A 24,535-nucleotide genomic window follows, 5' to 3' on the forward strand; every position below is an offset into this window, starting at 1 on the left:
CGACGATGAAACTCTACGTATGGATCTTGAATGCATTCGGACTGGTTGCCGGATTGCTGCTGGGAGGCATGGTCATCCTGGTCAGCTATGACGTCGTCGCCCGCAATCTGGGGATGCCGTCGTTCGCGGGAGCGATGGACGTCACCGAGCATCTGCTGCCGGTGGCCACATGCATTGCCGCTCCCTGGCTCATGTACAACCGCCAGCATATTCGCCTGGACGTGCTCAATACGCTGTCCGAGCGGATCCGATTCGTCATCTTCCGGATTGCGGCGGCAATCGGCTGCGTCGTCAGCATCGTGATCGCCTATTACTCGGTCGCGGTGATGTTGGACGCCTATGAAGCCGAAGCGGTGGTCATGAAGAGCATCGTCTTCCCCGAATGGTTTATCTACATTCCCTTTCCCGCCTGTTTCGCCTTGCTGGCCGTCGAATGCGGCAGGCAGGCTGTCGTGGGGGAGCTGGCCGACGACGAGGGCCGCGACTCGATGCTCAAGCCGGAGAACGTGCTATGAGCTGGTGGGAAAGCCTCACGCTGCTGTTCGGGCTGCTATCCGTGCTGCTGTTGGTCGGGGTTCCGGCCGGCTTTGCTTTCCTTGGCATCAACCTGGTCGGTGCGCTGGTCTATCTCGGCGGCGTACCGGGGCTGATGATGGTGGTGCGCAACGGCGTGGCTTCAGTCACCAGCTTTTCGCTCACTCCCATCCCTTTTTTCCTGCTGATGGGCGAAGTGCTGTTCCATACAGGCCTGGCCATGAAGGCCATCGACGCCTTCGACCGGGCGGTGCGCAGCGTTCCGGCGCGGTTATCCATCGTGGCTGTCGTGGCGGGTACCGTGTTCTCCGCCATCTCGGGGGCGACGGTAGCCACGACCGCGCTGCTCGGCAGCCTTCTGCTGCCGGAGATGCTCAGGCGCGGCTACCATCCACGCATGGCCATGGGACCAATCATGGCCATCGGCGCGGTGGACATGCTGATTCCGCCGTCGGCGTTGACCGTGTTGTTGGGAAGCCTAGCCAACATCTCGATCTCGGGGTTGCTCCTGGCCGGCGTGTTGCCGGGCTTGCTGCTGTCTGCGGTCTTCGTGCTGTACATCATCGTGCGAGCGAAGATGAAGCCGGAGCTCGCCCCGAGCTTCGTCCGTGAAGAAGTGTCGGGCTGGCAGCGGTGGCGTCCTCTGGTCGTACATGTGACGCCGTTGGTATCCATCTTCGCGGTGGTCGTGGCCTCGATGACCGCCGGATGGGCAACGCCGACGGAGTCCGCCGCGCTAGGAGCATTGTGCACGGTACTCGTGTGCGCGTTGTATGGCAGCCTGTCGTGGCGCATGCTGGTCAAGGCGCTGACCGGAACGGCCGCCATCAGCGGCATGATTCTCTTCATCATCATCGGCGCCACGACGTTCTCGCAGATTCTGGCATTTTCCGGCGCGACGAACGGCCTGGTCGGTCTGGTCCAAGGCTCGGGACTGTCGAGCTGGTTCGTACTCGCCATCATGATGGGAATACTCCTGGTGCTGGGGTGCTTCGTCGATCAGATAAGCATGATGTTGATGACGCTGCCATTCTTCATGCCATTGGTAATGCATTTCGGCTGGGACCCGCTGTGGTTTGGCGTCATGTACCTGATATGCATGCAGCTTGGCCTCCTGACTCCGCCGTTCGGCATGCTGCTCTTCACCATGCGAAGCGTGGCCCCCGCACATATCCGCACGACGGAGATCTTCGCCGCGGCCGTGCCGTACGTACTGTTCGGTCTCCTGATGCTGCTGCTGGTAATGCTCGTGCCGGACATCGCAACAGGGTTGCCGCGCTGGCTGATGGCGAAATAGATGCCAGGTGTTCATTTGCGAGTGGCGCGACGCCACGTCGGAGGAAAAGATCTTGATACCTGCTTCAGATAAGCGTGAACGAGGGGGCACTCCGGAAGCGGAACTGTTCCACGTAGCCGATTGGCCCATGCACTACATGCTTGCGATCGATCGCAAGCACGTCCAGAACATGGCAAAGATCCTAAAGCCGTTCGATTGTTCGCCATTGATGTGGCGGATCGTCAGCGTGCTGTCCGATCAGGACGGACGCAGTGTGGCCGAGTTGGCCGAGACCACGGTCATCGAGCGCTCCAACCTGAGCCGCCTGCTGGATGCCATGGAGGAGGAGGGCTATATCACGAAATCCCACGGGGTCGAGGACAAGCGGCAAACCATGGTCTATGTGACGAGGAAGGGGCGCAGCCTGTTCGAACGCTCGTTGCCCTCGGTGTTGAGCTATTACCAGGTTTTCCTGGCTGGCATTTCTCCGCCGGAGATGACCGTCTTGATGAAGGCGCTCCGTACGATCAAGCGCAACGTCATGGATTTCGATCCCCAGCCTGAAGAGGATGAAACGCCATGACCCAACATGACAACGTCGTAGAGCCGAAAGTCATCCGTAACGTGTTGTTCATCATGTGCGACCAGTTGCGTGCCGACTATCTCGGCTGCTATGGCCATCCGACGATCCGGACCCCGAACATCGACGCCCTCGCGTCGCAGGGATTGCGATTCACGCGTGCCTACTGCTCGGCGCCGACGTGCGGGCCGTCGCGCATGTCGTTCTACACGGGACGCTCCATGACCTCGCACGGCGCCATCTGGAACTTCATGCCCCTATCGATCGGACAGCCCACGATTGGAGATTGGCTGCGGCCTCGTGGCGTGGAGGTGGCTTTGGCGGGGAAGACGCATTTCGCTCCGGACCTGGAGGGCCTGCATCGCGTCGGAGCGCGACTGCCTGCGGATGCTCCCGTGCTCGAGGGCGGTTTCCTCGTGGCGGATCGTTACGAGGGGCATGCCAACCCGGGACCGGAGCATCCCTACACGAAGTACTTGCGGGAGGCGGGATATGACGTATCCGATCCGTGGTCCGATTTCGTGATTGCCGGCGAAGATGCGCAGGGCCGTCCGGCCAGCGGCTGGGAGATGCGCAACGCCCGCTATGCCGCCCGTGTCGAAGAACGCCATTCCGAGACCGCCTACACCACGGATGTGGCGATCGACTTCATTCGCCGCCAGCAGGGACGCCCGTGGCTGCTGCATGTCAGCTACATCAAGCCGCATTGGCCGTACATCGCCCCGAGCCCCTACCACGCCATGTACGGTCCGGAAGACTGCCTGCCCATATGCCGTGACGAGGCAGAACGTGCCGACCCTCATCCTGTCTATGCCGCCTACCTACGGCACGGCGAGTCGTCGACCTTTTCGGAAGAAAAGGTGGCGTCGCACGTCAAGCCGACCTACATGGGCCTGGTCAGCCAGATCGACCATCATGTCGGACGGCTTCTGGCGGCGTTGCGTGCCACGGGTCAATATGACGAAACCCTGATCGTCTTTACGTCGGACCATGGAGACTACCTGGGAGATCACTGGCTGGGCGAGAAGGATCTTTTCCATGAGCCATCGTCTCGTATCCCGTTCATCATGGTCGATCCCCGGGCCGCACCAGAAACCCGCGGCTTGCACATCGACCAGTCCGTCGAGTCCGTCGATTTCCTGGCAACGGTTGTCGATGCCCTGGATGTGCCTGACACCGATCATGTGATCGAAGGCATGTCGCTGCTGCCTTTCTCACGCCGCGGCGCCGACGTTCCATGGCGATTCGCCGCCGTGAGCGAACTGGACTATGCCTTCCGGGAGGCTCGCGTCCTGCTCGGCCAAGATTCCCGGCGTTGCAGGGGCTATATGGTGCGAAGCGATCGCTGGAAGTACGTCTACTGGGAAGGGTTTCAGCCTCAGCTCTTCGATATGCAGGAAGATCCGGCAGAGTTGCGGGACGTCGCCTCGAATCCCGCGCATACCGGCGTTCTCGCCCTGCACAAAGAATACTTGTTCGACTGGTTGCGGCAACGCAAAAACAGCCTCACGGTGCCGTCCAAGCGCATCGTCGTATCGAGGGAGACCATCGAGCCGGCGCACGGTATCCGGATCGGCGTCTGGTAGGCAGGGGGGTGTTTCATCTGTGGTCAAGAAGGCAGCATGGCAAATGGTCAAACCTTGGGCGGCTACCGCCGCTGCGACGCAGCATTGAAATCGGGACCCCAGTCCCGCCATGAAAGACTGAGCATTGTCCTTTCCCCGGGCCCGCGAAAGAATGGGCCATTCGGACGCGCACCGCGCGCCGGTTCACTGAAGGAGGTCGTATGAAAGGATCCATCGTTGGCGGCTACCTCGCCCCGCATCCCCCTCACCTCGTCTACGGCGAGAACCCCCCGCAGAATGAACCGCGCTCGCAGGGCGGCTGGGAGCCGCTGCGGTGGGCGTACGAGAAGGCCCGCGCTTCGCTCGAGGCGCTCAAGCCCGATGTGCTGCTGGTTCACTCGCCGCACTGGATGACCCAGGTCGGCCATCATTTCCTGGGCGTGCCCCATCTCAGCGGCAAGTCGGTCGATCCCATTTTCCCCAACCTGTTCCGCTACAGCTTCGAGCTGGACGTCGACGTGGAGCTGGCCGAGGCTTGTTGTGAAGAGGCGCGCCGGGCCGGGCTGGTGGCGAAGATGATGCGCAACCCCAACTTCCGGGTCGACTACGGCACCATCACCACGCTTCACATGATGCGGCCGGAATGGGACATTCCCGTCGTCGGCATTTCGGCCAACAACTCGCCGTACTACCTGAACACCCAGGAAGGGCTGCAGGAGATGGATCTCCTGGGCAAGGCCACGCGCCGGGCCATCGAGCAGACCGGCCGCCGGGCCGTGCTGCTGGCCTCCAACACGCTTTCGCACTGGCACTTCCACCAGGAGCCCGAGCTGCCCGAGGACATGACGCAAGAGCATCCGGAGCGTTTCGACGGCTACAAGTGGGACGTGCGCGTCATCGACATGCTACGCAAGGGCCAAGTGGACGAGTATTTCAAGCTGCAGCCCCAGTTCATCGAAGAGGCATTCGCCGAGGTCAAATCCGGGGCGTTCACCTGGATGTTCGCAGCCATGGGCTACCCCAACATACCGGGCGAGCTGCACGGCTACGGCACCGTGATCGGCACCGGCAACGCGGTGATGGAGTGGAACCTGGTCAAGGCCGGGCTGGCCGAGGCGCCCGCCCGGGCGGCGGCCTGACATCGGCAAACTGAGAGAGGGAAAAGACATGCCCATAGCAAGCGCATTTCTGGTGCCCGGAACGCCCCTGCCGCTGTTGCGGCGGGACAATCCCCCATGGGACGCCATCGCCCGCGGCTATGAAGCGGCGGGCGAGGCCTTGGCGCAGAGCAAGCCCGACGTGGCGCTCATCTACTCCACGCAGTGGATCGCCGTGCTGGACCAGTTGTGGCAGACCCGCGGCCGCATCCAAGGATCCCATGTGGACGAAAACTGGCACGAATACGGCGAGCTGCCGTTCGACATCCGGGTCGACACCGAGCTGGCCAAGGCGTGCATCGCTTCTACCGCGCAGATCGGCGTGCGATCGCGAGAGGTGGACTACGACGCCTTTCCCATCGACACCGGCAGCATCGTGGCCACGCACTTCCTGTTGCGAGGCCTGGAGCTCCCGGTAGTCCTGACGTCCAACAACCTCTATCACGACGCGTCGACCACCGAGAACCTGGGCCGACTCGCCATGCAGGCGGCCGATGCGCAAGGCAAACGCGTGGCGGTGATCGGCGTGGGAGGGTTATCGGGCTCGAGTTTCCGGCAGGACATCGATATTGCAGCGGACCACATCGTCAACGACGAGGAGGACCGCGCGAACCGCGAGATGTTGGCGCTGCTGGAGCGGGGCGACGCGGCGGCGGTGCGCGAGAAGGCGCCCGGCTATGCCCAGTCCGCGCGGGTGGACATGGGTTTCAAGCATCTTTACTGGGTGCTGGGCGCGCTCGGCGGGCAATACAAGGAGGCGCGCACGCATGCCTATGGCCCGGCCTTCGGCAGCGGCGCGGCGGTTGTCGAGTTTCATCACTAAGGGCGTACGCCCACCCCTCGCGGCATGCCGCGAGGGGCTTTCATGCAGCGAATCCTTCCATGACTTCCTCTTCTTCCGCCGTCCTGGCCGGCCGCGCGGCGCCGCTGGGACGCTATCCCCACTTCCGGCGTGCCGGCCCTTTCCTTTTCGTGTCAGGCACCAGTTCGCGACGGCCGGACAACACCCACGCCGGCGTCGAGATCCTGGCCGACGGCGTGCGGCGTGATATCCGCGAGCAGACCCGGGCGGTGATCCGGAACATCGAAGCCATTTTGCAGAGCGCCGGTGCGACGCTGTCCGACCTGGTCGAGGTGTCCACGTTCCTGGTCGATATGGACGACTTTGCGGGCTACAACGAGGTCTACAACGAGTTCTTCGGCTATGACGGCCCCGCGCGCACGACGGTGGCCGTGCATCAGTTGCCGCATCCCCACTTGCTGATCGAGATCAAGGCGGTTGCCTACCTTCCTCCGGGTTGACCCCCGGGAAGGCGCAGCTAGCCGAGTGCCGGCGCCGTCCCTTCGCGCAGCCAGGCACGTACCTCGCGATTCCAGGGATGGTCGGCGTCGGCCAGCCCCAGCGCGGTATCGAAGTGGCCGTGCGCGGCATAGATCGCGCTCCGTACGCCGGAGGGCTGCCGCGCCAGCTCCTCGATCACCCGGCGGCTGCTGGCGATGATGCGCGGGAAATCCCGTTCGCCGTAGCTGATGAAGAAAGGCGTGCGATTACCCTCGAGCTGGTGCAGCGGACTGGCGGCCGGCGCGTCTTCGGCTTGCGCTAGGAAAATCTCGTAGATGCGAGCCTCGCCGCTGCCGGGTTCTGGCGTGTCGAATACGAGGTTCAGCTGCGAGCTGACGGGAAAGCAGGCCTTGATGGTGTCGGCGGCCAAGCCCGCCCGGGCCAGCACGTCGCGCCTGAGTGTGGCGAGCGCGAAAAGATGCCCGCCGGCCGAGTGTCCGCCCACATAGATGCGGTCGCCGCTGCCGCCGTAGTCCGCGATGTGGTCGCGCACCCAGCGCAGCGCCGCCACGCAATCGTCCAGCGGCGCGGGGAAGCGGACAGCCGGGGCCAGTCGGTAGGACACCGATACGAAGATGGCCGGGGTGGCGACGATGGCAGGCGCCATCAGACCCATCCATTCCTTGTAGCCATGGCTCCACGCTCCGCCGTGCGCGAACACGAGGACGGGCAAGCCTTCCCCGGGCTCATCGGGCTGGTAGACGTCGATCTTCTGCCAATAGTCGTCGCCATAGGGTATGTCCAGCACGCAGCGCGTCCGCAGCGCTGCTTCCCGGGACAGGCGCAGTGCCTGTTCGGCGTACGCCTCGGCTTGCTCGGGATAGATTGGGGGTTGGGCGGGCAGGTCGTCGAAAGCCATGGATGCGTCCGGGATGGAGTTACTTGGGAACGAAACGTGTCGTGAAGGCGGCGGGAGGTACTCCGTCAAGGAAACCGGCGCCCATGACCTCGTTGGCCAGGCGCGCGAAGTTTCCGAGGTAGCGGATGTATTCGTCATTCCAGGTCAGGACGTAGTCGGCGTTGACCCGCTCCTGCAGGATGCGCACGTTGCTTGCATCGAAGCCGAACTGCTTGCCATAGGCGACGAAGACTTCGGGGTGCGTTTTCACGTAGTTCACCGCTTCGATCCATGCGCGGACGAAATTGGCGAGCGCCTCGGGCTGGGCTTTCATGAAATCCTCATTGGTCGCATAGCCCGTCCAGAGAAAATCTTCGCCCACTTTCTCCTTGTACAAGTCGGCAAGATTGCCAATGGAGCGGAACTTGCCGGAGGCGATGGCCTTGGCGGCCAGCGGATCGAACAGCAGCGCCGCCGAGACTTCGCCTTTTTCAAGCAGCGAAGGCAACAGGCCCGGCCCGGCATACTGTAGTTGGCTGGTGGTGCCGGGGTCATAGCCGAAGTACTTGCTGGCCAATACCCGCAGCAGCACGGTGGCGGTGCCGGCCGCGCCCGCGTACGAGCCAATGCGTTTGCCCTTGAGGTCGGCCAGCGAGCGGATGGGCGAGTCCTTGGTGACCAGCACGTCCAGCGAGGCGCCCCGGCCCACCGGATACAACATGGTCACCGGCACCCCCTTGCTGCGGAACTGCGCGAATGCCGTCCAGCCGCCGAAGCCGATGTCGACCTGCTTGCCGCGGATCGCGGTGAAGAGGCCGTCCAGCGTGGGGTAGACCGAGTACTCCACCTTGAGTCCGTACTTCTTGTCGATGCCCTGGGATACCATGACGCCCGAGGCGATGCCGTTGACCGATTGCGCCAGGTCGCCCAATCGGATGGTGACCGGTTCGGCGGCCTGCGCGGCCGAGTACCAGGCCGCCGCGGCGAGCAGGCCCAGGCGGCAAAAGCGAATTGCCAGCGATTTCCACATGCCAGTTCCTTGACGAAGATGATGGGCCGGCCGCAAGGCCGGCAAGCACGCCGGTGCTAGGGCGTGGCGGGCGCCGCGGCTTTCGCCACTTCGAGGAACAGCTTCACCACGCGGCGATTGATCTCGAAGATGGCGGGATCGTCGTAGTCTCGCGGCCGGGCTACGTCGATGGGGATTTCTTCCTGCACCTCGCCCTGCGACATCATCAGGATGCGGTCCGACAGGAACGAGGCTTCGTACGAGTTGTGTGTCACGAAAATGATGGTTTTGCGCGTATCGCGCCAGATGTCGAGCAGGTCCACTCGCAGCCGCCGCGCCGTCAACTCGTCCAACCCGCTGAAGGGTTCGTCCATCAGCAGCACGTCGGGCTCGACGCACAGCGCACGCACCAGTGCCAGGCGCTGGCACATGCCGCCCGACATCTGATGGGGATAATGGCCACGGAAGGCTTCCAGCCTCGTCAGGCGGAAGTATCTATCCTTCAGCTCGGCCCAGCGCACCGGTGGGACCCGGCAGCTGCGCATGGCGAAATCCACGTTTTGCTCGGCCGTCAGCCAGGGCAGCAGCCGCGGTTCCTGGAACAGGTAGCCGATGCGCAGTGGCGGCTTGCCCGCCTTGAACTTGCGGCCGTCGACGTCGATCTCCCCCCCGTAGCGCGGGTCGAGTCCGGACAGGATGTTGAGGAAGGTAGACTTGCCGCACCCCGACGGCCCCAGGATGCAGATGAATTCATTCCTGCGCACGACGAGATCCAGTCCCTTGAGCACACGCAGCGGCGCTTCGCCGTTGCGGCCCGGGAATTCCTTGACCAGGTTGCGGACCGAGAAAACGATGTCGTTCATAGTTCCACCCTTGGGCGCCACGAGAAGAGACGGTGCTCGATCGGCTTGAGGATCGCCAGTTCGATCACGAGCATCACGATCGTGAATAGCAGCGTCCACGCCAGCACCTGGGGCATGTCGGCTAGCTGGTACCAGTAGAAGAGCTGGAAGCCTACGCCGTTGGGGCGGCCGATCAGTTCGACCAGCACAGCGATCTTCCAGATGATGCCCAGCCCGAAACGCACAGAGGCCATCACATAGGGAAGCACCTGCGGCAGGACCACACGCCGGAACACGGTCCACCTGCCCGCCTCGAACACCCGGGCCATCGCCACCAGCCGGGTGTCGATGTTCTTGACGCCTTCCCACAGGTTGATGGCGATCGAGGGCGCGGCCGTGATGCCGATGGCAACGACGGTAGCCGCCTCATTAAGGCCTAGCCATATGAAGCAGACCAGCGCGTAGCAGAGGCTGGGAACGGTCAGCCCCACCATCACCCACAGGTCGAGTGCCCGTTCCACCCGGCGATGGAGGCCCATCAGCACGCCGACCGGCACGCCGATCAGCATGGCCAGCGCGAGGCCGGCCACCACGCGGCCCAGTGTCATCCACAGGTGGGTCAGCACGTTGCCGGCGGCGATGTTCGCCGCAAGGGTCTGCAAGGTGAGCAGCGGACCGGGCAGCACCGAAGCCGTAAAGGCCAGCGAGAGCAGCCACCAGAGTACGATCGCTGCGGCGATGGATGCGAGCCTGATTATCATGGGGTTCCTTTCAAGGTGCGATGGTGCCCGCGGCGGACGTGGGCACGCTCCAGGCTGCGTTCGGCCAGCGTCTCGGCGCGCGCAAGGAGGGCGGGTTCATCGATACGGGTCAGGCACCGGTCGCGCATCAGCCATTGCCCGTCGACCATGGCATCGCGCACGTCCGAGCCGCGGGCGCTGAAGACCAGCGCAGCTTCGAGATCGAAGGCTGGCACGAGATGGGGCTGGCGCAGGTCGATGGTGATGAGGTCCGCCTGCTTGCCCGTTTCCAGCGATCCCACTTGGCCGTCCAGGCCAAGGGCACGCGCACCCTCGACGGTTGCCATGCGCAGCGCCCGCCGTGCGTCCAGTACACGCGGGTCCCCGGCCGCGGTCTTGGCGGTCGCGCATGCGTACTTCATGCTTTCGAAAAGGTCCTGGCCGCAGTTGGCAGCCGGTCCGTTGGTGGCCAGGCCGCAGGTGATGCCGGCATCGAGGAAGGGGGCCAGCGGGGGAAAACCAGTCCCCCAGAAGAGGCGGGTCTGCGGATCGAGAATGACCGAGGTGCCGGTCTCGGCCAGCAACGCGACCTCGCGCGGGGAAAGGTCCGATACGCCGACCGCCTGCACGTCGGGGCCGAGGCAACCGGTTTCGTGCAGCAGCTCGACGTTACGTACGGGACGGCCATAGTGGCGTTCGATGATGCGATTGAACTCGGCCGATTCGGCCACGTGCATGTGCAGGCACAGGCCCAGTTCGCCGGCCAGCGCGCGGCTCGCGCGCAGCATGGATTCGTCCAGGGTCCAGGGCAGCAGTGGCCCGAACGACAGGCGCAGGCGTCCACCGGCGCTGCCGTGCCAGCGCGCATGCAGGGCGCGCACCCGCTCCGCCTGCTGCGCGGGCGTCTCGACGAAGGCCGGATCGAAGCGTAGCGCTTCGAATGCGCGGGCAACCGTGCCGCGGATGCCGGTACGCTCCATGGCGGCAAAGGCGCAGTCTTCAGGCGACACGGTATCCGACCGCGGGGCGAACAGATTCTCCACCAGGGTGGTGTTGCCGTTCTTCAGGTTCTCTACGCATCCGAGCGTCTGCGCCGCGAGCATGGCTTCGGCATCCAGCGCCCGCATCACCGGCATCTGCAGGTCGAGCCAGGAGAGCAGGTCGGTATTGGTGGCCAGCGTGCGGCCGAAGATCATGCACAGATGCGTGTGGCAATTGACCAGACCCGGCATGACCACGCGGCCTGCAGCATCCTCGCGCCGGGCGTCGAGCTCGCGCGGCAGTCCGCCGCGCGGACCGACATATGCCAACCGCGAGTCCTCGACCAGCACGCAGCCGTCTTCGTGGATGTCGCCGGCGGGGTTCATGGTCAGTACGACCCCGTTCTCGATCAATGTGCGCGTCATAGGGACTCCTCCCGGAAAGCGTGTCAGGCCGCCGAGATGCGGCGAGCCTGCGATGACGAGGCCGCCTCGCTGATGTGCCGGGCGGCAGCCACTACCTGGAGGACAGCCTGCTTCAGGATCTTGTCCGGAAGACGGAAGGCCGGTGCCGCCACCGTGAGAGCGCCTATCAGCGCACCTGAAGGAAAGAAGGCCGGCGCGGAGATGCTGCGTACCCCCGCTTCGATCTCGCCATCGCTGATCGCATAGCCTCTGTCGCGAATTTCCTGCAATGCCCGTTCCAGCGCCTGAAGGTCCACAGGCCGGCTGCCGGCCCGGGCGGGACCTTGGCGCGGCAGCAGGCGCGCCCGTTCCGCCTCGCTCATGTAGGCCAGGTGGACCTTAGCCGAAGAGCCCAGGTGCAGCGGCACGTTGCGGACCGGATCCAGCGACACTCGCACGGCCTGCCGGCTCTCCAGCGCCACCGCGCAGATGACCCGGTCGCCGATGCGGGTCGTGAAGAGCACGGTCTCTCCGCTGGCTGCTGCCAGCTCGTGGACGAACGGTTCGGCGATGGATGCCGACGTGCCGGGGTCCTCGCAACTGCGCACCAGGTTGACGAAGGCGGACCCGAGGCGGTAGTTGCCCGTGCCATCCACCTCTTCGATCAGCCCGCGCTCGCGCAGGATCTGCAGATAGCGGTAGGTGGAGCTGCGCGAGGTGCCGAAGCGCCGCGCGATGGCAAGCGCGGAATGCACCGCGCCTGGCGTGACGAACGACAGCCAGATGTCGATGATGCGTTCGAACGAGGGGTAGTGCGCCACACCTTCCTTCTGGATCGCCATGATCGCTCTCCGTGAGTCCGGCTATGCCGGACAAGGTGTGCCTGATTATAGGAATGCAAAAAAGGCGCTCAATGGCCAGTCCCGCCATGAGGGAATGCAGCGGCCGAATGCGGGAAATTCCTAGGAAGGTGAAAGAAGGGGGCGCCCCCGGCGTTCGCGCCCCGCGGCAAGGCCGTCAGCCGGCTTCGCGGTCCAGCAGCGCGCGCTTGCGCTCGACGCCCCACCGGTATCCCGACAGCGAGCCGTCGCTGCGCACCACGCGGTGGCACGGGATCGCGACGGCGAGGGGGTTCGCGGCGCACGCGCCGGCCACGGCGCGCACGGCCTTGGGCATGCCGATGCGCGCGGCGATGTCGGCATAGGTCGCGGTGCTGCCGGGCGGTATCTCCCGCAGCGCCTGCCATACGCGTTCCTGGAAGGCGGTGCCGCGCACGTCCAGCGGCAGCTCCAGCCCGAGCGAGGGGGCTTCCACCAGGCCTACGACGCGCGCGACGACCTGCTCGAAGTCCCGGTCGCCGCCTACCAGCGTGGCGCGAGGGAACTGGTCCTGCAACTGCCGGACCAGCGCATCCGGATCTTCCCCCAGCAGGATGGCGCAGACGCCGCGCTCGCTCTGCGCAACGAGGATGGCGCCCAGCGAGCACTGCCCGACCGCGAAGCGGATGCGCGCATTGGCGCCGCCTTCGCGATAGTCCCTGGGACGCATGCCCAGCATGCGGTCGGAGGCCTCGTAGAAGCGGCTGTTGGAATTGAAGCCGGCATCGTAGATCGCGTCGGTGACCGAGGCGCTTTCATGCAGCGTGCTGCGCAGCCTGCGGGCGCGGTGGGCCGAGGCGTAGGCCTTGGGCGTGAGCCCCGTGACGGCCTTGAATACGCGATGGAAGTGATAGACGCTCATGCCGGCGCGGGCGGCGAGAGTGTCCAGCGCGGGGACGGCATCCGACGCCTCGATCAGGCGGCAGGACTCGGCCACCAGCGCGGCGTGCTGCGCGGCGATCGTGGTGCGGTCGGCCGCCGCCCGCCGGCTGGGGCGATATCCGGCTGCTTCTGCCGCTTCCGGCGTGTCGAAGAATTCGACGTTCTCGGGTCGCGGCAGGCGTGTCGGGCTGCTGGGGCGGCAATAGATGCCCGTGGTCTTGACCGCATAGACGAACTGGTCGTCCGCGGTAGGATCGCGTGCCAGCACGGCGGCCCAGCGCGGGTCCGTGTCGGCGCCGGCGCGCGGCGTGGAAGGCGATGAGGGTTTCATGGCGGTTCGAGTTTTCCGGTGCATGGAAGCACTGTAGTGTCTCGAGCCCCGGGCGGCACTCCGGCTCTTGCGGTCAAATTCCCGCGGACCGGGTGCACGAGGGCGGCATCAGGCGCGGCGCTGGATGCCCGCCGTCGCGAACCAGGCCAGGCCCCAGCCGATCGCGATGCCCAGTCCGTCGGCAATGAGGTCCGTCCATTCCGCCGAACGGTTCGGCGTGAGGGATTGCAGGACCTCGATGAGCGCGCCGAAGGCCAGCAGGCCCGGCAGCCGGGGCCAGGCCGGTCCCGGATACGCGAACCGCGCCAGCGCCGCGAGCGTGGCGAATCCCAGCAGATGATTGGTCTTGTCCCATCCCGTCGTGGGCATGGGCGTGGCGGGTGGCAGCAGCGAGAGCACGAGTATGCCCAGCGCGGTCGCCCAGAACAGCGGCTTCCAGCCGCCGAAGGCGGTCAGGCGAGAAATCATCGGTTTCCGGAGTCAGGGATGGCGCGGCGAAAGCCGCCGCGCGGTATCCCTATTATCGCCGCACATCCGGTCCCCGGCCCTACTCCCTTGGACCTAGACCCCCGGGGGGGCGCCGCGGATCCGGCCTTGCCGGTCCGCCGGCTTGCGGGAGCAGGCTTTCCTATTCCCGCGATTCCAGGAGACAGCGATAGATGAGCCCGCCGATGATGCCGCCGATGAGCGGCACCACCCAGAACATCCACAACTGTTCCAGCGCCCAGCTACCCTGGAACACCGCGACACCCGTGCTTCGGGCCGGGTTGACCGAGGTATTGGTGACCGGGATGCTGATCAGGTGGATGAGGGTCAGCGCCAGGCCGATGGCCAGCGGCGCCATGCCGGCCGGCGCGCGCTTGTCCGTGGCGCCGTGGATCACGATCAGGAAGAAGGCGGTCAGCACGAGCTCGCAGACAATGGCGGCGGTCAGTCCGTAGCCGCCCGGCGAGTGTTCGCCGTAGCCGTTGGAGGCAAAGCCCGCGCTGGCGTCGAAGCCCGCTTTGCCGCTGGCGATCAGATAGAGCACGGCTCCCGCCGCGATGCCGCCTATGACTTGCGCGATGAGATAGGGAATGGCGTCTTTGGCCGGAAAACGGCCGCCCGCTACCAGCCCCACCGTCACGGCGGGATTGAAATGCCCACCGGAAATGTGGCCTACGGCATAGGCCATGGTGACCACCGTCAGGCCGAATGCCAGCGCAACGCCGGCAAAGCCTATGCCCAACTCGGGAAAGGCGGCGGCCAGCACGGCGCTGCCACATCCGCCCAGCACCAACCAGAACGTACCCAGGAATTCCGCGCAAAGCCGTTTGCTCATATATCCCCCATGCAGTGCAGTGGTTGAGTTGCACGCGGAGCAGGCACCCACTGCGGTTCGAGCGCAATAGCGGGCGAGATTTTATGAGGCGGTTGCGCCGCACTTCATCTGACGTTTGGGTTTGTTTAGTGTGTGAACGAAATCAGGCCGGCGCTTCTTCCATCGCCTGCAGGCCCTCAAGCACGCTGCGCTCGGTTCCCATGATGTGGCGGCGAAGCAATTCTGTTGCGACATCGGTCTTGCGCCCCAATACCGCATCGACGATGCGCTGGTGCTCGTCGTTCTTGTGACGGTCGGTCTGGCGGTGGCGCGCCGAGAAGCGCCGGAAGCGTTCGGCCTGGTCGAAGAGATTTTCCACCAGCCCCAACAGGAGCGGCGAAGTACAGCCCGAATAAATGCTCATGTGGAGCGCGCGGTGCCGTTCGGACCAGTCGTCGTCCAGCGCGACGGGGCCCTCGGGCAGCCGTTTCTCCACCAGGGCCAGGCTGTGATGGGCCGCGACCACGCGGCCTTCCCAGCGGTCGTCGCCATGCGCGATGGCGTCGCGCAGCGTCTCGGTCTCGACCAGCAGCCGCACGCGCGTGAGATCCCGGACGGCGTCTGCATTGATGGGGGCGACGCGAAAGCCGCGGTGTTCCAGCGCGCGTACCAGGCCCTGCTGGACCAGCCGGCTGAGGGCCTCCCGCAGCGGACTGCTGCTCAAGCCAAGGCGGCGTTGCAGTTCATCGACACGCAGGCGCTGTCCGGGTTCGAAATCGCCGCGTATGAGCGCCCGCCGCAGGGCGAGATACGCCTGTTCGGTCAGGGGGAGCGCTTCGGTAACGGACGAGTCCTGGGCCATGCGGCGACTATGCCAGAAACGGATGTTGCGCACAAATTCCATTTTGTGCACAATAAATAAAAATATGCACAAAAGGATGGTCATGCGATTCATTTCATTCAAGAAGGCAGGGCAGGTGGGCTATGGCGTGCTCAAGGAAGCCGGCGTGGTGGATCTGACCGGCAGGCTGGATGCCCCGGATCTGCGCACGCTGCTGGCCCGTGGGCTGGAGCGGGAAGCTGCCGGGGTGGCAGCCGCCAATACGGCGGACTTCCCGCTCGAGGCGGTGGAACTGCTGCCCGTCATCCCGGAGCCGAGCAAGATCATCTGCGTGGGCATCAATTACGTGGCCCATGCGGCCGAGGCCGGGCGCACCGTGGGCAAGTATCCGGTGATCTTCCACCGGTTTGCGGACACGCTGGTCGGCTCCGGCCAGCCGCTGCTGCGTCCGCGGGTTTCCGACCAGTTCGACTACGAAGGCGAGCTGGCGGTGGTGATTGGCAAGGGCGGCCGCCACATCTCGCCCGACGATGCCATGTCGCACGTGGCGGGCTACACGGTCTTCAACGACGCCTCGGTGCGCGACTGGCAGTTCCATACTCACCAGTACGGCATGGGCAAGAACTTCGCGGCCACGGGAGCGCTCGGCCCGTGGATGGTCACGGCCGACGAAATCGCGGACTACCGCAAGCTGGAATTGCGGACCTATCTCAACGGCGAACAGGTGCAGGAGGGCAGGCTGGACCAGCTCGCGTTCGACATTCCCCATCTCATTGCCTACGTGTCCCAGGCGTTGCCCTGGAACCCGGGCGACATCCTCGCCACCGGCACGCCCAGCGGCATCGGCTTCAAGCGCAATCCGCCGCTGCTGCTCAAGGAAGGCGACACCGTGCGCATCGATGTCACGCAGGTCGGCACGCTGGTGAATCCCGTCATGAACGAGTAGCGGTGCCGCCGCGCAGCCGGCGCCGCTTCCATCTAGAAAAAACAGGAGAGAGACACATGCGCCAATGGAGACTGACGGCAGGCCTGTGCCTGGCGGTGGCAACGCACGTCCAGGCAGCGGATTTTCCGCAGCCGGGGCAGGCGGTGCGCATCGTGCATGGCTACGCGGCGGGGGGCAATGCGGACATCATTTCGCGTGTCGTGGGACAGGAAATGTCGAAGAGCATGGGCGTGCCCTTCGTCGTCGAGCCGAAAACCGGCGCGGGCGGCAACATCGCATCCCAGGTGGTGGCCAAGTCGGCGGCCGACGGCCAGACGCTGGTCATGCTGATGGGAGGACACAGCGTCAGCGGCGCGTTGAGCGACAAGCTGGGATTCGATCCGGTCAACGACTTCTCCATGATTTCCACGGTGATGAATTTTCCGTTCTTCATCATGGTCAAGCGCGACTCGCCGCTCAAGAGCGTGGCCGATCTCGCCGGCGCGATGAAGCAGCGCAGCGGCGGGGTGACATACGGCTCGGCGGGCATCGGAACCACGCAGCACCTGACCGGCGAATTGCTCAGCGCGCAGGCCGGGGTACCCCTGCTGCACGTGCCCTATCGGGGCGGCGCCGCGGCGCTGACCGGCATGCTGGGAGGCGAGGTGGATTTCGTGATCGATACGGCCACGGTCGCGGTGCCGCAGCTCAAGGCCGGCTCCATCCGTGTGCTGGCCGTGACCAGCCGCCAGCGGTGGAGCGGCCTGCCTGACGTGCCGACGCTGGACGAGTCGGGCTTTCCCGGTTTCGACGTCAGTTCCTGGGCCGGCCTGGCCGCGCCGGCGAAGACGCCGCCCGCCATCGTCGATCGCCTCAACGCCGAGCTGCGCAAGGCGCTGGCCGCGCCCGAGGTCCAGGAAAAACTGGGCCAGATCGGCGGCGAGGTGGCGACGGGTTCGCCGGCCGACATGCGGCTGCGCATCAGCCGGGAAATCGACCGCTACCTGGCCGTCGCCAGGGACAAGAACATTCCCCGACTCTAAACTGCGCGCCTATCCCGATCTCAAGCCATTCAAATGAAACGCGTCCAGATATTCCAACCAGGCGGCCCCGAGGCGCTGGCCATGACCGAAGCGCCGATGCCGCAGCCCGCGGCGGGGGAGGTGCGCGTCGTGGCGCGTGCCATAGGCGTCGGGCGTCCGGACGTATTGATACGCAACGGCACCTACAAGTGGATGCCGCCCTTGCCGGCCACGCCAGGCGGGGAGCTGGCGGGCGTCATCGACGCGGTGGGGCCAGGCGTCGAACCCGCCCTGGCCGGGCGCCGCGTGCTGGTCAGCGCCCGCGAACTGGCGCAGCGCGGCGGGTGCTATGCGGAGGCCGTCTGCGTGCCCGCCGACGCGCCCTTCGAACTGCCCGAGGCGATCTCCTTCGACGATGCGCTCAGCCTGCCCAATTTCTTGATGGCCGATGCGCTGCTCAATCGATGCAACCCGGGCGTGGCTGCGCGGCGCGTGCTGCTGACCGGGGCGGCCGGGGGCGTGGCGTCCGCCGTGATCCAGCTTGCCCGGCTGCAAGGCAGCGAGGTCATCGGCGTCGTGAGCTCGCCGGAGAAGGCCGCTTTCGCGGCCGCCAACGGCGCCACCCACGTCATCGACCGCCAACGGGAGTCGATTCCCGAGCGCGTCATGGCGCTGACCGGGGGAGAGGGCGTGGACCTGGCCCTGGACCACATCGGCGCGGGCGTACTCGTCGACTGCCTGCATGCCCTGGCCCATTTCGGCATGGTCGTCTCCTACAACATCGTGGGCGGCCCGCCGCAACCCGAGATCTTCGGGGAACTGCGCAAGCTGGTGGGGCGCAGCCTCGCGCTGCGGTGCTTCTCCATCCACAGCTTCGACCACGACCGCGCCACGCGGCGCGCCGCGACCGAGCGGCTCATCGGCCTGATGGCCGAGGGACGGATCGCCGCGCCCGCCGCCACGCGCATGCCCCTGGACGCCGTGCAGGAGGCGCACCGCGTCCTCGATGCCGGCGCGACCATGGGCAAGATCATCCTGATCCCCTGAAAGGAGCGCCATGTCTCTCGTCGCCGTTCGCAAGACGCAGCTGTCCATCGAGTCCATCCTGCACGAAGGCGGCCCGGCGGCGTCCGCGCCCCTGCTGGTGGGAACCGCCCTGGCCGTCGTCGCCAATCCCTACGCGGGCCGTTACGAGGCGAACCTGCTGCCGTTCATGGAGGCGCTGCGTGGCCTGGGCCGGGAGCTTTCCCGGCGCCTGGCGGAAGCCTTGGGTGGCGCGGCAAGGGTAGAGGCCTACGGCAAAGGCGCCATCGTCGGCGAGGACGGCGAGCTGGAACACGGGGCGGTCTGGCACGAGGCCGGCGGCTGGGCCATGCGGGAGGTGCTGGGCGAGCGCAAGGCCATCGTGCCCGCCGCCAAGACCGTCGGGGCCGTGGGCGCTCGGCTCATGGTGCCGCTGGGCCACACGCAGGCAGCCTTCGTGCGCAGCCATTTCGGCGTGGCGGAAATGACCGTCTGGGACGGGCCGCGCCGCAACGAGATCGTGTTCGGCCTGGCCATGGCGACCGGCGGCCGCGTCCACGCCCGGCTGGGAGGCCTGGCCGCCGCCGATGTGAAAGGCGAAGACGGATTGCGTTGACGGGTCACTGCGACCAGGGAGAAATCATGGCGGCATCGGCATTGCCCAACTTGTCCCACTTCGGCATCTACGTTCACGACGTGGAGAAGATGGTGGCGTTCTATACACGCGTGTTCGGCCTGAAAGAGACCGACAGGGGCGTGGGGACCACGTTCAAGAACACACTGGTCTTCCTCAGCGCCCGGCCCGAGCAGCACCATCAGCTCGTGCTCGCCTCGGGCAGGCCGCCAGAAGCGAGCTTCAGCACGGTGATGCAGATGTCCTTCATGGTGTCCCGCATCGACGACCTGCGCCGCATCCGCCGCGACGCGCTGGCGATGGGAGCGACCGGCATGCGCGGCCTCAACCACGGGAATGCGCTGTCCATTTATTTCTCCGACATCGAGGGCAACACCGTCGAGGTCTATTTCGATACGCCCTACTACGTGGCCCAGCCGCATGGCGATCCGCTCGACCTGGACTTGCCCGACGAGGTGCTCCTGGAACAGACGGAGAGAATCTGCCGACAGGATCCCACCTTCATGCCGCGCGAGGAGTGGGAGCGGCGGTTCGTCGCTTCGCTGGGCTAGCGGATCCGCCCGGGGCGCCCGGATGAGGCGGCTCGATATCCCGCGGAAGGAGGCTTTCAGCCTCCTTTTTTATTGCTTCCCTTCGCTTGTCCCGCCCGTACCGCTCGGGCGGAGTGCTATGGATGCGTTGCGCCTCCCGAATCATTTCTCGAAAATTAGATTATTGAATTAGCTCTTGAAAGAACGTAATTTTTAATTTAAAAATCCATGGCTTGGTGGTTCCATCGTTCCAGTTACCGGAGGAAAGTCATGGCTGGTACAAGTCGCCGCGCCAACGCGCTCCCAGCGGGCGTTGCCGCAGTCGCAGCAAAAGATGGCGGAAGACGCTTCAGAACCAGGGTGGTGGCGGCCGCACTGTTGACGGGATGCTGGACGGCCGCCGCGGGCACCTCCTATCCGGAGAGGCCCATTACGATCGTCGTTCCCTTTACTCCCGGCGGTACCGTCGACATCGTCGGACGCGCAATCGCGCTGAGGCTGGGCGAAGCGCTCGGACAGGCGGTCATCGTCGAAAACAAGGGCGGGGCTGCGGGCATGATCGGGACGGCGCACGTCGTCAAGGCAAAGCCGGATGGGTATACGCTCCTGATAGGCTCGACGACGACCATGTCCATTCGTCCGAAGCTCAAGCCGCCCGTTCCATTTGTCCCTTCGCGCGATCTCGCGCCCATCGGTCTCCTGGCGACGGCCCCCCAGATCCTGCTGGCCGCGCCAAACGTGCCAGCCACGAACGTCGCAGAACTCAAGGCATTCAGCAAGCGGCAAAAGGTCCCGCTGTCTTACGCCGATGCGGGGGCCGGGACACCGCAATACCTGGCCGGCGAGTTGTTCAAGCAGGCCACCGGCATCGACATTGTCCATATCGGATACAAAGGCGGCGGCGAGAAAATGAACGACGTCATCGCCGGGCACGTGCAGCTCACGGCGACCGAATTATCGAACGCGGGGCCGCTGTTGGAACGAGGCCAGGTAAAAGCCATCGGCATCGCCACTGCCGAACGGGACAAGAATTGGCCCAATATCCCCACGCTGATCGAGCAAGGCCTGGCCAACTACGAAACGAGCTCCTGGTTCGGGCTGTTCGCACCGGCGGGCACGCCGCCGGAGATCGTCGGGAAACTGAACGCCGAACTCCGAGGCATTCTCGCCAACGACGAGCAGCGCGCCGCGTTGGCGAAACTCGGGCTGACTGCCCGGGTGACGTCCATCCCGGAGTTCGAGGCGTACTTGAAAGAACAGAACGGCCGCTGGGAGAAGGCCATCGAGGCCGCCGGCATGGAAATGCGCGACTAGAGCAGGACGTCCGATTCGAGTGCCGGCGTGTGGCGCGGTAGCACATAGGTTCCGGGCGGGCGTTCCAGATCGTACCCGTAGGCCAGCAGCTTCGCTTCCGCGTGGGCGCGTCCGAAAATGGACATGCCGACGGGCAAGCCGGCGATTGTCCTTCCTATCGGTATCGTCAGGTCGGGATAGCCCGACAGATTGGCGATGACCGTGGAATGGTGCGAGGGAGGCATCGCCAGGTACGGGGTGGGGGCGGCCGTCCCGGCGGCCGCGATGCGCGGCGCCGTGCCGCTCAGTGTCGGATAAAGCAGCGCGTCCAGCTCGTGCCTGGCAAACAGGGCGTCCACCGCATGCCGGACCAGAGCCATGCCGTGATGCCGGGCCGCGAGGTAACCGGGGTCGTCGAGGTCCAGCGCGTGTTCCTCGGTATAGCGGAGCGCATAGGCCTTCTCCGGGCTGGGATATCGCCTGCGGGGATCGGCGGCGGCCGCCGCGAGCTCGGCCAGGGACTTCGGAAACCCGGTGCCCGTGGAAGCCAGGTAGTCGGCGATGTGAGCCCTGAATTCCGAGGCCATGATGATGGAGCAAAGTCCTTCTTTCATGTCCAGCAGATAGTCCGGGTACCGGACCTCCATGACCGTCGCCCCTTTCTCGCGCATTCTTGAAACAGCGGAGTGAAAAACCTCGTCGACTTCCGGGTCCGTCCCGAGAAACTGCTGCACGATCCCGAACCGCGAGTCGCGCAGGGCGCCCTTCCTCAGCCCGCGGATGTAGTCGGGCCATCCGTGGGGGGGCGCATCCCTGGCCGTCGACGGGTCGGTCGCATCGACCCCGGCCATCACGCCCAGTGCGAATGCCGTATCGTAGATATTGCGCGCCATCGGACCCGCGGTGTCCAGAGAGGGGGCCAGCGGAACGATGCCGCTGCGTGAAAGGAGTCCATTGGTCGGTTTCAGGCCGACGATGCCGTTTACGCTGCCTGGTCCGCGAATGGACATGATCGTGTCCGTGCCGAGCCCGAACTGCGCGAATGCGGCGGCCACGGCTGCGCCGGTGCCTCCGCTGGAGCTCGACGGGCTGTACCGGACATCGTGGGGATTGAGGGTCTGGCCCCCCTGCGTGCTGTAGCCGCTCGGAACGGTCCCGGCCTGCAGGACCTGCCGCTCTCGGGAGCCCATGACGCTGCCCCCGCCGCCCGCGAACTCTTGCATGTTCGTCTTTGCAAGGATGATGGCGCCCGCGTCCCTGAGCCTTTTCACGACGAAGGCATCCCGGGACGGGAGATGGCCCGCCAGCAATCGGGATCCGGCCGTGGTGGGCATGCCCGCGGCGTCGAAATTGTCCTTTAGTACGATGGGAATGCCGTGCAGCGGACCCCTTGACTGACCCATGGCGCGTTCCCGGTCTCGCTGCGCGGCTTCCTTCAGCGCGGCTTTATTGAGATAGATGAGACTGTTGATGCGGGGACCTTGCCGATCGTACGCCTCGATGCGCGCGACATACGAGGCGACGAGCGCCGACGACGATATCGCGCCGCATGTCAGCGCCCGGTTGAGATCGGCGATGGTGGCATTCGCGATGTTCAATCCGGCAGATGGCGGTTTCCGGCGGTTCGACTCTGCGTCCAATCGTGTCCTCTTGTCCATTTTTCGCCGTTTGCCGCTCAGGCGGCATCCAGGCCCAGTTGCACGGAGCCTCCCATGAGATAGCCCTTTGGCCGCGCGAAGCCCGGAGCTATAGGCCAAGGCTCCTCGAAGCCGAGCCAGAGGCGGATCATGTGCCGTTCCCTGCCGGGTTCGGGCCAGTCTTCGTACTCGGTCCGGGAGTGAAGGACCGTGTAATTATTCACGAGCTGGATGTCGCCCTGTTGGAGGTCCATGTCCAGCCGGAAAGGCGCGTCGGCCGAGAGCTTGACGACGGCCTCGAACGCCTCCCTTGCCGTGCCGGTGATCGGTTCCCCGAGCTTCTCCGCCGCTGCTTCTATCTGGGTCGGGATAAACCGGCAGCTCACCACGCCATCCTGGACCCCGTAGACCGGAACGGGATATTCGGTGACGGCAGCGGAGGTGGATGCGGCTTCCCGCCTGATGTACCGGTAGCCTTGGTGGAGGGCGGCCAGGTAGCCGGGATGGCGCTGCTCGATCTCCCTATAGACGGCGACCGAACTGGAGATGCTGCTCGCCCCGCCGGATTTGGCCGGGCGCAGGCATAGGAGCCCGACTATCTCGCAGCTGTCGGTATGGAAGGGCAGGTGCGCCCGGGTCTGGTAGCCGCGTACATCCTGGCGGCCAAACTTGCGCCCCTGGTCGAACACGTGGCCCAGCAGGTCGCCACGGGGATTCTGCCTGAGAGGCTGGCCCAGGTAGAGGCCTAGTCCATAGAAGACGATGCCGGCATCTTCGTCCGAGTAATCGCGCACCGGCAAGCCGCGCAGCACGACGAATCCCCGTCCGTTCCGGATCTCGTCGACGTACTCTTTGGCCCTGGCTGCAAGCGCGCGCAGCGGGAAGTCCTCCTTGCGCATTTCCTCGAGCGGCTTGCCCGTGGCCTTGAATGTCCGCAGCGCGGTGTCGATTTCCCCGATGTCCGCCTGTGAAAGCGGGTAGATCCAGCTCTTGTCGTGGACCAGCTCGCTGCCGAGCCAGCCTTGTCGTCCAGCGTCTGCAGCCGATCTTTCTTTCATCATGGATTCCTCCCTTTTCTCGTTGGTGGTCTTGGCCCGACTTTGAAGTTGCGTGGATGGGCTAATTCGAAGCACCGGGGAAGCGCATTCAGGGCGAGCAATACGCCATTGCCCGATGTCCAAGCAGGTCATTGATGATGGGGATGTGCCGCAGGTCGACCGTTGTCTTGCCGGAGAAACCCATCGCGGCGATGTTGCGGCAGTGCTCGCGCAATCCGTCGAGATCGTCCAAGGGGCGATATGGCTCATCGAAGGCCCTGACGCCGGCGGTGGCCGCCGCCTGCACCAGCCGGCCTCTGGCGAAGAGCAGCCCTTGCCAGTTGCGGTCGCAGCCCATGGTCTTGGACAGGTCCTTGCCGCCCAGGGACAGCGCCACGACGTTCTTGCTGGCCTTGGCGATCGCGGACGCCTGTTCGAGGCCCTCGGCGGTCTCAATGATGACCACCAGTCCGGTGTCAGGGAGGATTTCTCCCGCCAGCCGGACTTCGTAGGGGTCGATGACCCGCGTCATCTTGACGAGAGAGGGCATGACGGGCATGGACCTCAACATGAGCAGGTCCTGCAGCCCTTCCACGGAAGACACCGGATTGATCCGGATGGCGATCTCCGCCCTCATGGGGCGTGCCAGCAAGGAGGCCGCCAGTTTCCTCGCGGCCTCCTTGTCCGTGACCGAGTCCTCGAGATCCATGCAGATGATGTCCGCGTCGCTGGACACCGTACGGTCCAGCAATGCACGGTCGCCGCCGGTGACGAGCATCATGCTTCGGCGCAGGCGAGGGGATTCTGGCATTTGACGCTCCCGTCTTTGTGTGGGTCGCTCGTGGCCGTTCTGGCGATCCGGCCCCGGCTCAGATTTATCGTTGATCGAATAATAACTAATTTTCAGAGCTAATTAAACAATGTATATTCAAGG

General features: G+C 65.1%; 26 protein-coding genes. 13 read left to right on the forward strand and 13 right to left on the reverse strand.

From position 1 onward, the window contains the following. Nucleotides 1-5 precede the first annotated feature (5 nt). From CDO44_RS11295 to CDO44_RS11325, 7 genes are all read left to right on the forward strand, one after another. Nucleotides 6-515: a TRAP transporter small permease gene (locus tag CDO44_RS11295; protein WP_087780337.1), complete on the forward strand. Its 510-nt coding sequence runs from the start codon at nucleotides 6-8 to the stop codon at nucleotides 513-515. Beyond that, complete coding sequence (locus CDO44_RS11300; RefSeq protein ID WP_087780338.1) at nucleotides 512-1,831, forward strand: TRAP transporter large permease; 1,320 nt, start codon at nucleotides 512-514, stop codon at nucleotides 1,829-1,831. Before CDO44_RS11295 ends, CDO44_RS11300 begins: the two co-directional genes overlap by 4 nt. Nucleotides 1,832-1,958: 127 nt before the next feature. Continuing rightward, on the forward strand, nucleotides 1,959-2,393 hold the full coding sequence (locus CDO44_RS11305; RefSeq protein WP_087780339.1) for a MarR family winged helix-turn-helix transcriptional regulator: 435 nt from the start codon (nucleotides 1,959-1,961) through the stop codon (nucleotides 2,391-2,393). Continuing rightward, the gene (locus CDO44_RS11310) at nucleotides 2,390-3,976 is read left to right on the forward strand and encodes a sulfatase-like hydrolase/transferase (protein WP_087780340.1); all 1,587 of its coding nucleotides are present in this window, start codon (nucleotides 2,390-2,392) and stop codon (nucleotides 3,974-3,976) included. Before CDO44_RS11305 ends, CDO44_RS11310 begins: the two co-directional genes overlap by 4 nt. A gap of 200 nt (nucleotides 3,977-4,176) precedes the next feature. Continuing rightward, nucleotides 4,177-5,094: a tRNA U-34 5-methylaminomethyl-2-thiouridine biosynthesis protein gene (locus CDO44_RS11315; RefSeq protein WP_087780341.1), complete on the forward strand. Its 918-nt coding sequence runs from the start codon at nucleotides 4,177-4,179 to the stop codon at nucleotides 5,092-5,094. 28 nt (nucleotides 5,095-5,122) lie between these two features. Beyond that, on the forward strand, nucleotides 5,123-5,935 hold the full coding sequence (locus CDO44_RS11320) for a tRNA U-34 5-methylaminomethyl-2-thiouridine biosynthesis protein (RefSeq protein WP_087780342.1): 813 nt from the start codon (nucleotides 5,123-5,125) through the stop codon (nucleotides 5,933-5,935). A 59-nt stretch (nucleotides 5,936-5,994) separates the two neighbouring features. Continuing rightward, a complete protein-coding gene (locus CDO44_RS11325; protein ID WP_087780343.1) occupies nucleotides 5,995-6,414 on the forward strand; it encodes a RidA family protein in 420 nt (139 codons plus the stop codon). Nucleotides 6,415-6,431: 17 nt separating this feature from the next. On the opposite strand, the gene CDO44_RS11330 is transcribed toward CDO44_RS11325, so the two are convergent. The 10 genes from CDO44_RS11330 to CDO44_RS11375 all read right to left on the reverse strand — a co-directional run bounded on the left by CDO44_RS11330 (nucleotide 6,432) and on the right by CDO44_RS11375 (nucleotide 15,563). After that, entirely contained in the window at nucleotides 6,432-7,313 is an 882-nt protein-coding gene (locus CDO44_RS11330; protein ID WP_158213261.1) for an alpha/beta hydrolase, read from the reverse strand. 19 nt (nucleotides 7,314-7,332) lie between these two features. Then, nucleotides 7,333-8,322 (reverse strand): ABC transporter substrate-binding protein, encoded by a 990-nt coding sequence (locus CDO44_RS11335; RefSeq protein WP_087780345.1) that lies wholly within the window; start codon nucleotides 8,320-8,322, stop codon nucleotides 7,333-7,335. Between the two features lie 56 nt (nucleotides 8,323-8,378). Continuing rightward, nucleotides 8,379-9,164, reverse strand: a complete 786-nt coding sequence (locus CDO44_RS11340; protein ID WP_087780346.1) for an ABC transporter ATP-binding protein — start codon at nucleotides 9,162-9,164, stop codon at nucleotides 8,379-8,381. Beyond that, the gene (locus CDO44_RS11345) at nucleotides 9,161-9,904 is read right to left on the reverse strand and encodes an ABC transporter permease (RefSeq protein ID WP_087780347.1); all 744 of its coding nucleotides are present in this window, start codon (nucleotides 9,902-9,904) and stop codon (nucleotides 9,161-9,163) included. The genes CDO44_RS11340 and CDO44_RS11345 overlap by 4 nt, the downstream gene beginning before the upstream one ends. Next, nucleotides 9,901-11,289, reverse strand: coding sequence for an amidohydrolase family protein (locus CDO44_RS11350; RefSeq protein ID WP_087780348.1), 1,389 nt, complete (start codon nucleotides 11,287-11,289; stop codon nucleotides 9,901-9,903). Before CDO44_RS11350 ends, CDO44_RS11345 begins: the two co-directional genes overlap by 4 nt. Nucleotides 11,290-11,312: 23 nt before the next feature. After that, on the reverse strand, nucleotides 11,313-12,110 hold the full coding sequence (locus CDO44_RS11355) for an IclR family transcriptional regulator (protein ID WP_087780349.1): 798 nt from the start codon (nucleotides 12,108-12,110) through the stop codon (nucleotides 11,313-11,315). Nucleotides 12,111-12,285: 175 nt separating this feature from the next. After that, nucleotides 12,286-13,359: a bifunctional DNA-binding transcriptional regulator/O6-methylguanine-DNA methyltransferase Ada gene (ada, locus tag CDO44_RS11360; protein WP_087780350.1), complete on the reverse strand. Its 1,074-nt coding sequence runs from the start codon at nucleotides 13,357-13,359 to the stop codon at nucleotides 12,286-12,288. A 108-nt stretch (nucleotides 13,360-13,467) separates the two neighbouring features. Continuing rightward, nucleotides 13,468-13,827, reverse strand: coding sequence for a VanZ family protein (locus tag CDO44_RS11365; RefSeq protein ID WP_087780351.1), 360 nt, complete (start codon nucleotides 13,825-13,827; stop codon nucleotides 13,468-13,470). A gap of 160 nt (nucleotides 13,828-13,987) precedes the next feature. Then, nucleotides 13,988-14,680, reverse strand: coding sequence for an aquaporin Z (gene aqpZ, locus CDO44_RS11370; RefSeq protein WP_087780352.1), 693 nt, complete (start codon nucleotides 14,678-14,680; stop codon nucleotides 13,988-13,990). A gap of 142 nt (nucleotides 14,681-14,822) precedes the next feature. Then, nucleotides 14,823-15,563 (reverse strand): GntR family transcriptional regulator, encoded by a 741-nt coding sequence (locus tag CDO44_RS11375; RefSeq protein WP_233146142.1) that lies wholly within the window; start codon nucleotides 15,561-15,563, stop codon nucleotides 14,823-14,825. 40 nt (nucleotides 15,564-15,603) lie between these two features. Between CDO44_RS11375 and CDO44_RS11380 the strand changes: the two genes are divergently transcribed. The 6 genes from CDO44_RS11380 to CDO44_RS11405 all read left to right on the forward strand — a co-directional run bounded on the left by CDO44_RS11380 (nucleotide 15,604) and on the right by CDO44_RS11405 (nucleotide 20,948). After that, nucleotides 15,604-16,446, forward strand: a complete 843-nt coding sequence (locus CDO44_RS11380; protein WP_087780394.1) for a fumarylacetoacetate hydrolase family protein — start codon at nucleotides 15,604-15,606, stop codon at nucleotides 16,444-16,446. 56 nt (nucleotides 16,447-16,502) lie between these two features. Next, nucleotides 16,503-17,468 (forward strand): tripartite tricarboxylate transporter substrate binding protein, encoded by a 966-nt coding sequence (locus CDO44_RS11385; protein ID WP_087780353.1) that lies wholly within the window; start codon nucleotides 16,503-16,505, stop codon nucleotides 17,466-17,468. Nucleotides 17,469-17,501: 33 nt separating this feature from the next. Further along, the gene (locus CDO44_RS11390; RefSeq protein ID WP_087780354.1) at nucleotides 17,502-18,494 is read left to right on the forward strand and encodes a zinc-dependent alcohol dehydrogenase family protein; all 993 of its coding nucleotides are present in this window, start codon (nucleotides 17,502-17,504) and stop codon (nucleotides 18,492-18,494) included. A gap of 10 nt (nucleotides 18,495-18,504) precedes the next feature. Beyond that, nucleotides 18,505-19,086 (forward strand): amino acid synthesis family protein, encoded by a 582-nt coding sequence (locus CDO44_RS11395; RefSeq protein ID WP_087780355.1) that lies wholly within the window; start codon nucleotides 18,505-18,507, stop codon nucleotides 19,084-19,086. 26 nt (nucleotides 19,087-19,112) lie between these two features. Continuing rightward, nucleotides 19,113-19,655, forward strand: a complete 543-nt coding sequence (locus tag CDO44_RS11400; RefSeq protein WP_087780356.1) for a VOC family protein — start codon at nucleotides 19,113-19,115, stop codon at nucleotides 19,653-19,655. Nucleotides 19,656-19,862: 207 nt separating this feature from the next. Further along, nucleotides 19,863-20,948 (forward strand): tripartite tricarboxylate transporter substrate binding protein, encoded by a 1,086-nt coding sequence (locus CDO44_RS11405; RefSeq protein ID WP_087780357.1) that lies wholly within the window; start codon nucleotides 19,863-19,865, stop codon nucleotides 20,946-20,948. Here the strand turns inward: CDO44_RS11405 and CDO44_RS11410 are convergent. The 3 genes from CDO44_RS11410 to CDO44_RS11420 form a co-directional block, all read right to left on the reverse strand. Continuing rightward, entirely contained in the window at nucleotides 20,945-22,525 is a 1,581-nt protein-coding gene (locus CDO44_RS11410) for an amidase family protein (RefSeq protein ID WP_158213262.1), read from the reverse strand. The two genes, CDO44_RS11405 and CDO44_RS11410, sit on opposite strands and share 4 nt — an antisense overlap. A gap of 77 nt (nucleotides 22,526-22,602) precedes the next feature. Then, nucleotides 22,603-23,625: a TauD/TfdA family dioxygenase gene (locus tag CDO44_RS11415; RefSeq protein ID WP_158213263.1), complete on the reverse strand. Its 1,023-nt coding sequence runs from the start codon at nucleotides 23,623-23,625 to the stop codon at nucleotides 22,603-22,605. 85 nt (nucleotides 23,626-23,710) lie between these two features. Further along, nucleotides 23,711-24,412, reverse strand: a complete 702-nt coding sequence (locus CDO44_RS11420; protein WP_087780360.1) for a CoA ester lyase — start codon at nucleotides 24,410-24,412, stop codon at nucleotides 23,711-23,713. Nucleotides 24,413-24,535 lie beyond the last annotated feature (123 nt).

This window comes from Pigmentiphaga sp. NML080357, assembly GCF_002188465.1.
GTDB lineage: Bacteria > Pseudomonadota > Gammaproteobacteria > Burkholderiales > Burkholderiaceae_B > Pigmentiphaga.

What these genes read in the sequence shown, in the direction of transcription:
- CDO44_RS11345 (WP_087780347.1), bottom strand. Translation starts at nt 9,904, where the DNA reads ATGATAATCAGGCTCGCATCCATCGCCGCAGCGATCGTACTCTGGTGG.
- CDO44_RS11350 (WP_087780348.1), bottom strand. Translation starts at nt 11,289, where the DNA reads ATGACGCGCACATTGATCGAGAACGGGGTCGTACTGACCATGAACCCC.
- CDO44_RS11355 (WP_087780349.1), bottom strand. Translation starts at nt 12,110, where the DNA reads ATGGCGATCCAGAAGGAAGGTGTGGCGCACTACCCCTCGTTCGAACGC.
- CDO44_RS11315 (WP_087780341.1), top strand. Translation starts at nt 4,177, where the DNA reads ATGAAAGGATCCATCGTTGGCGGCTACCTCGCCCCGCATCCCCCTCAC.
- CDO44_RS11330 (WP_158213261.1), bottom strand. Translation starts at nt 7,313, where the DNA reads ATGGCTTTCGACGACCTGCCCGCCCAACCCCCAATCTATCCCGAGCAA.
- CDO44_RS11325 (WP_087780343.1), top strand. Translation starts at nt 5,995, where the DNA reads ATGACTTCCTCTTCTTCCGCCGTCCTGGCCGGCCGCGCGGCGCCGCTG.
- CDO44_RS11385 (WP_087780353.1), top strand. Translation starts at nt 16,503, where the DNA reads ATGCGCCAATGGAGACTGACGGCAGGCCTGTGCCTGGCGGTGGCAACG.
- CDO44_RS11305 (WP_087780339.1), top strand. Translation starts at nt 1,959, where the DNA reads ATGCACTACATGCTTGCGATCGATCGCAAGCACGTCCAGAACATGGCA.
- ada (WP_087780350.1), bottom strand. Translation starts at nt 13,359, where the DNA reads ATGAAACCCTCATCGCCTTCCACGCCGCGCGCCGGCGCCGACACGGAC.
- CDO44_RS11420 (WP_087780360.1), bottom strand. Translation starts at nt 24,412, where the DNA reads ATGCCAGAATCCCCTCGCCTGCGCCGAAGCATGATGCTCGTCACCGGC.
- CDO44_RS11390 (WP_087780354.1), top strand. Translation starts at nt 17,502, where the DNA reads ATGAAACGCGTCCAGATATTCCAACCAGGCGGCCCCGAGGCGCTGGCC.
- CDO44_RS11340 (WP_087780346.1), bottom strand. Translation starts at nt 9,164, where the DNA reads ATGAACGACATCGTTTTCTCGGTCCGCAACCTGGTCAAGGAATTCCCG.
- aqpZ (WP_087780352.1), bottom strand. Translation starts at nt 14,680, where the DNA reads ATGAGCAAACGGCTTTGCGCGGAATTCCTGGGTACGTTCTGGTTGGTG.
- CDO44_RS11335 (WP_087780345.1), bottom strand. Translation starts at nt 8,322, where the DNA reads ATGTGGAAATCGCTGGCAATTCGCTTTTGCCGCCTGGGCCTGCTCGCC.
- CDO44_RS11380 (WP_087780394.1), top strand. Translation starts at nt 15,604, where the DNA reads ATGCGATTCATTTCATTCAAGAAGGCAGGGCAGGTGGGCTATGGCGTG.
- CDO44_RS11405 (WP_087780357.1), top strand. Translation starts at nt 19,863, where the DNA reads ATGGCTTGGTGGTTCCATCGTTCCAGTTACCGGAGGAAAGTCATGGCT.
- CDO44_RS11320 (WP_087780342.1), top strand. Translation starts at nt 5,123, where the DNA reads ATGCCCATAGCAAGCGCATTTCTGGTGCCCGGAACGCCCCTGCCGCTG.
- CDO44_RS11375 (WP_233146142.1), bottom strand. Translation starts at nt 15,563, where the DNA reads ATGGAATTTGTGCGCAACATCCGTTTCTGGCATAGTCGCCGCATGGCC.
- CDO44_RS11365 (WP_087780351.1), bottom strand. Translation starts at nt 13,827, where the DNA reads ATGATTTCTCGCCTGACCGCCTTCGGCGGCTGGAAGCCGCTGTTCTGG.
- CDO44_RS11400 (WP_087780356.1), top strand. Translation starts at nt 19,113, where the DNA reads ATGGCGGCATCGGCATTGCCCAACTTGTCCCACTTCGGCATCTACGTT.
- CDO44_RS11415 (WP_158213263.1), bottom strand. Translation starts at nt 23,625, where the DNA reads ATGATGAAAGAAAGATCGGCTGCAGACGCTGGACGACAAGGCTGGCTC.
- CDO44_RS11295 (WP_087780337.1), top strand. Translation starts at nt 6, where the DNA reads ATGAAACTCTACGTATGGATCTTGAATGCATTCGGACTGGTTGCCGGA.
- CDO44_RS11310 (WP_087780340.1), top strand. Translation starts at nt 2,390, where the DNA reads ATGACCCAACATGACAACGTCGTAGAGCCGAAAGTCATCCGTAACGTG.
- CDO44_RS11300 (WP_087780338.1), top strand. Translation starts at nt 512, where the DNA reads ATGAGCTGGTGGGAAAGCCTCACGCTGCTGTTCGGGCTGCTATCCGTG.
- CDO44_RS11395 (WP_087780355.1), top strand. Translation starts at nt 18,505, where the DNA reads ATGTCTCTCGTCGCCGTTCGCAAGACGCAGCTGTCCATCGAGTCCATC.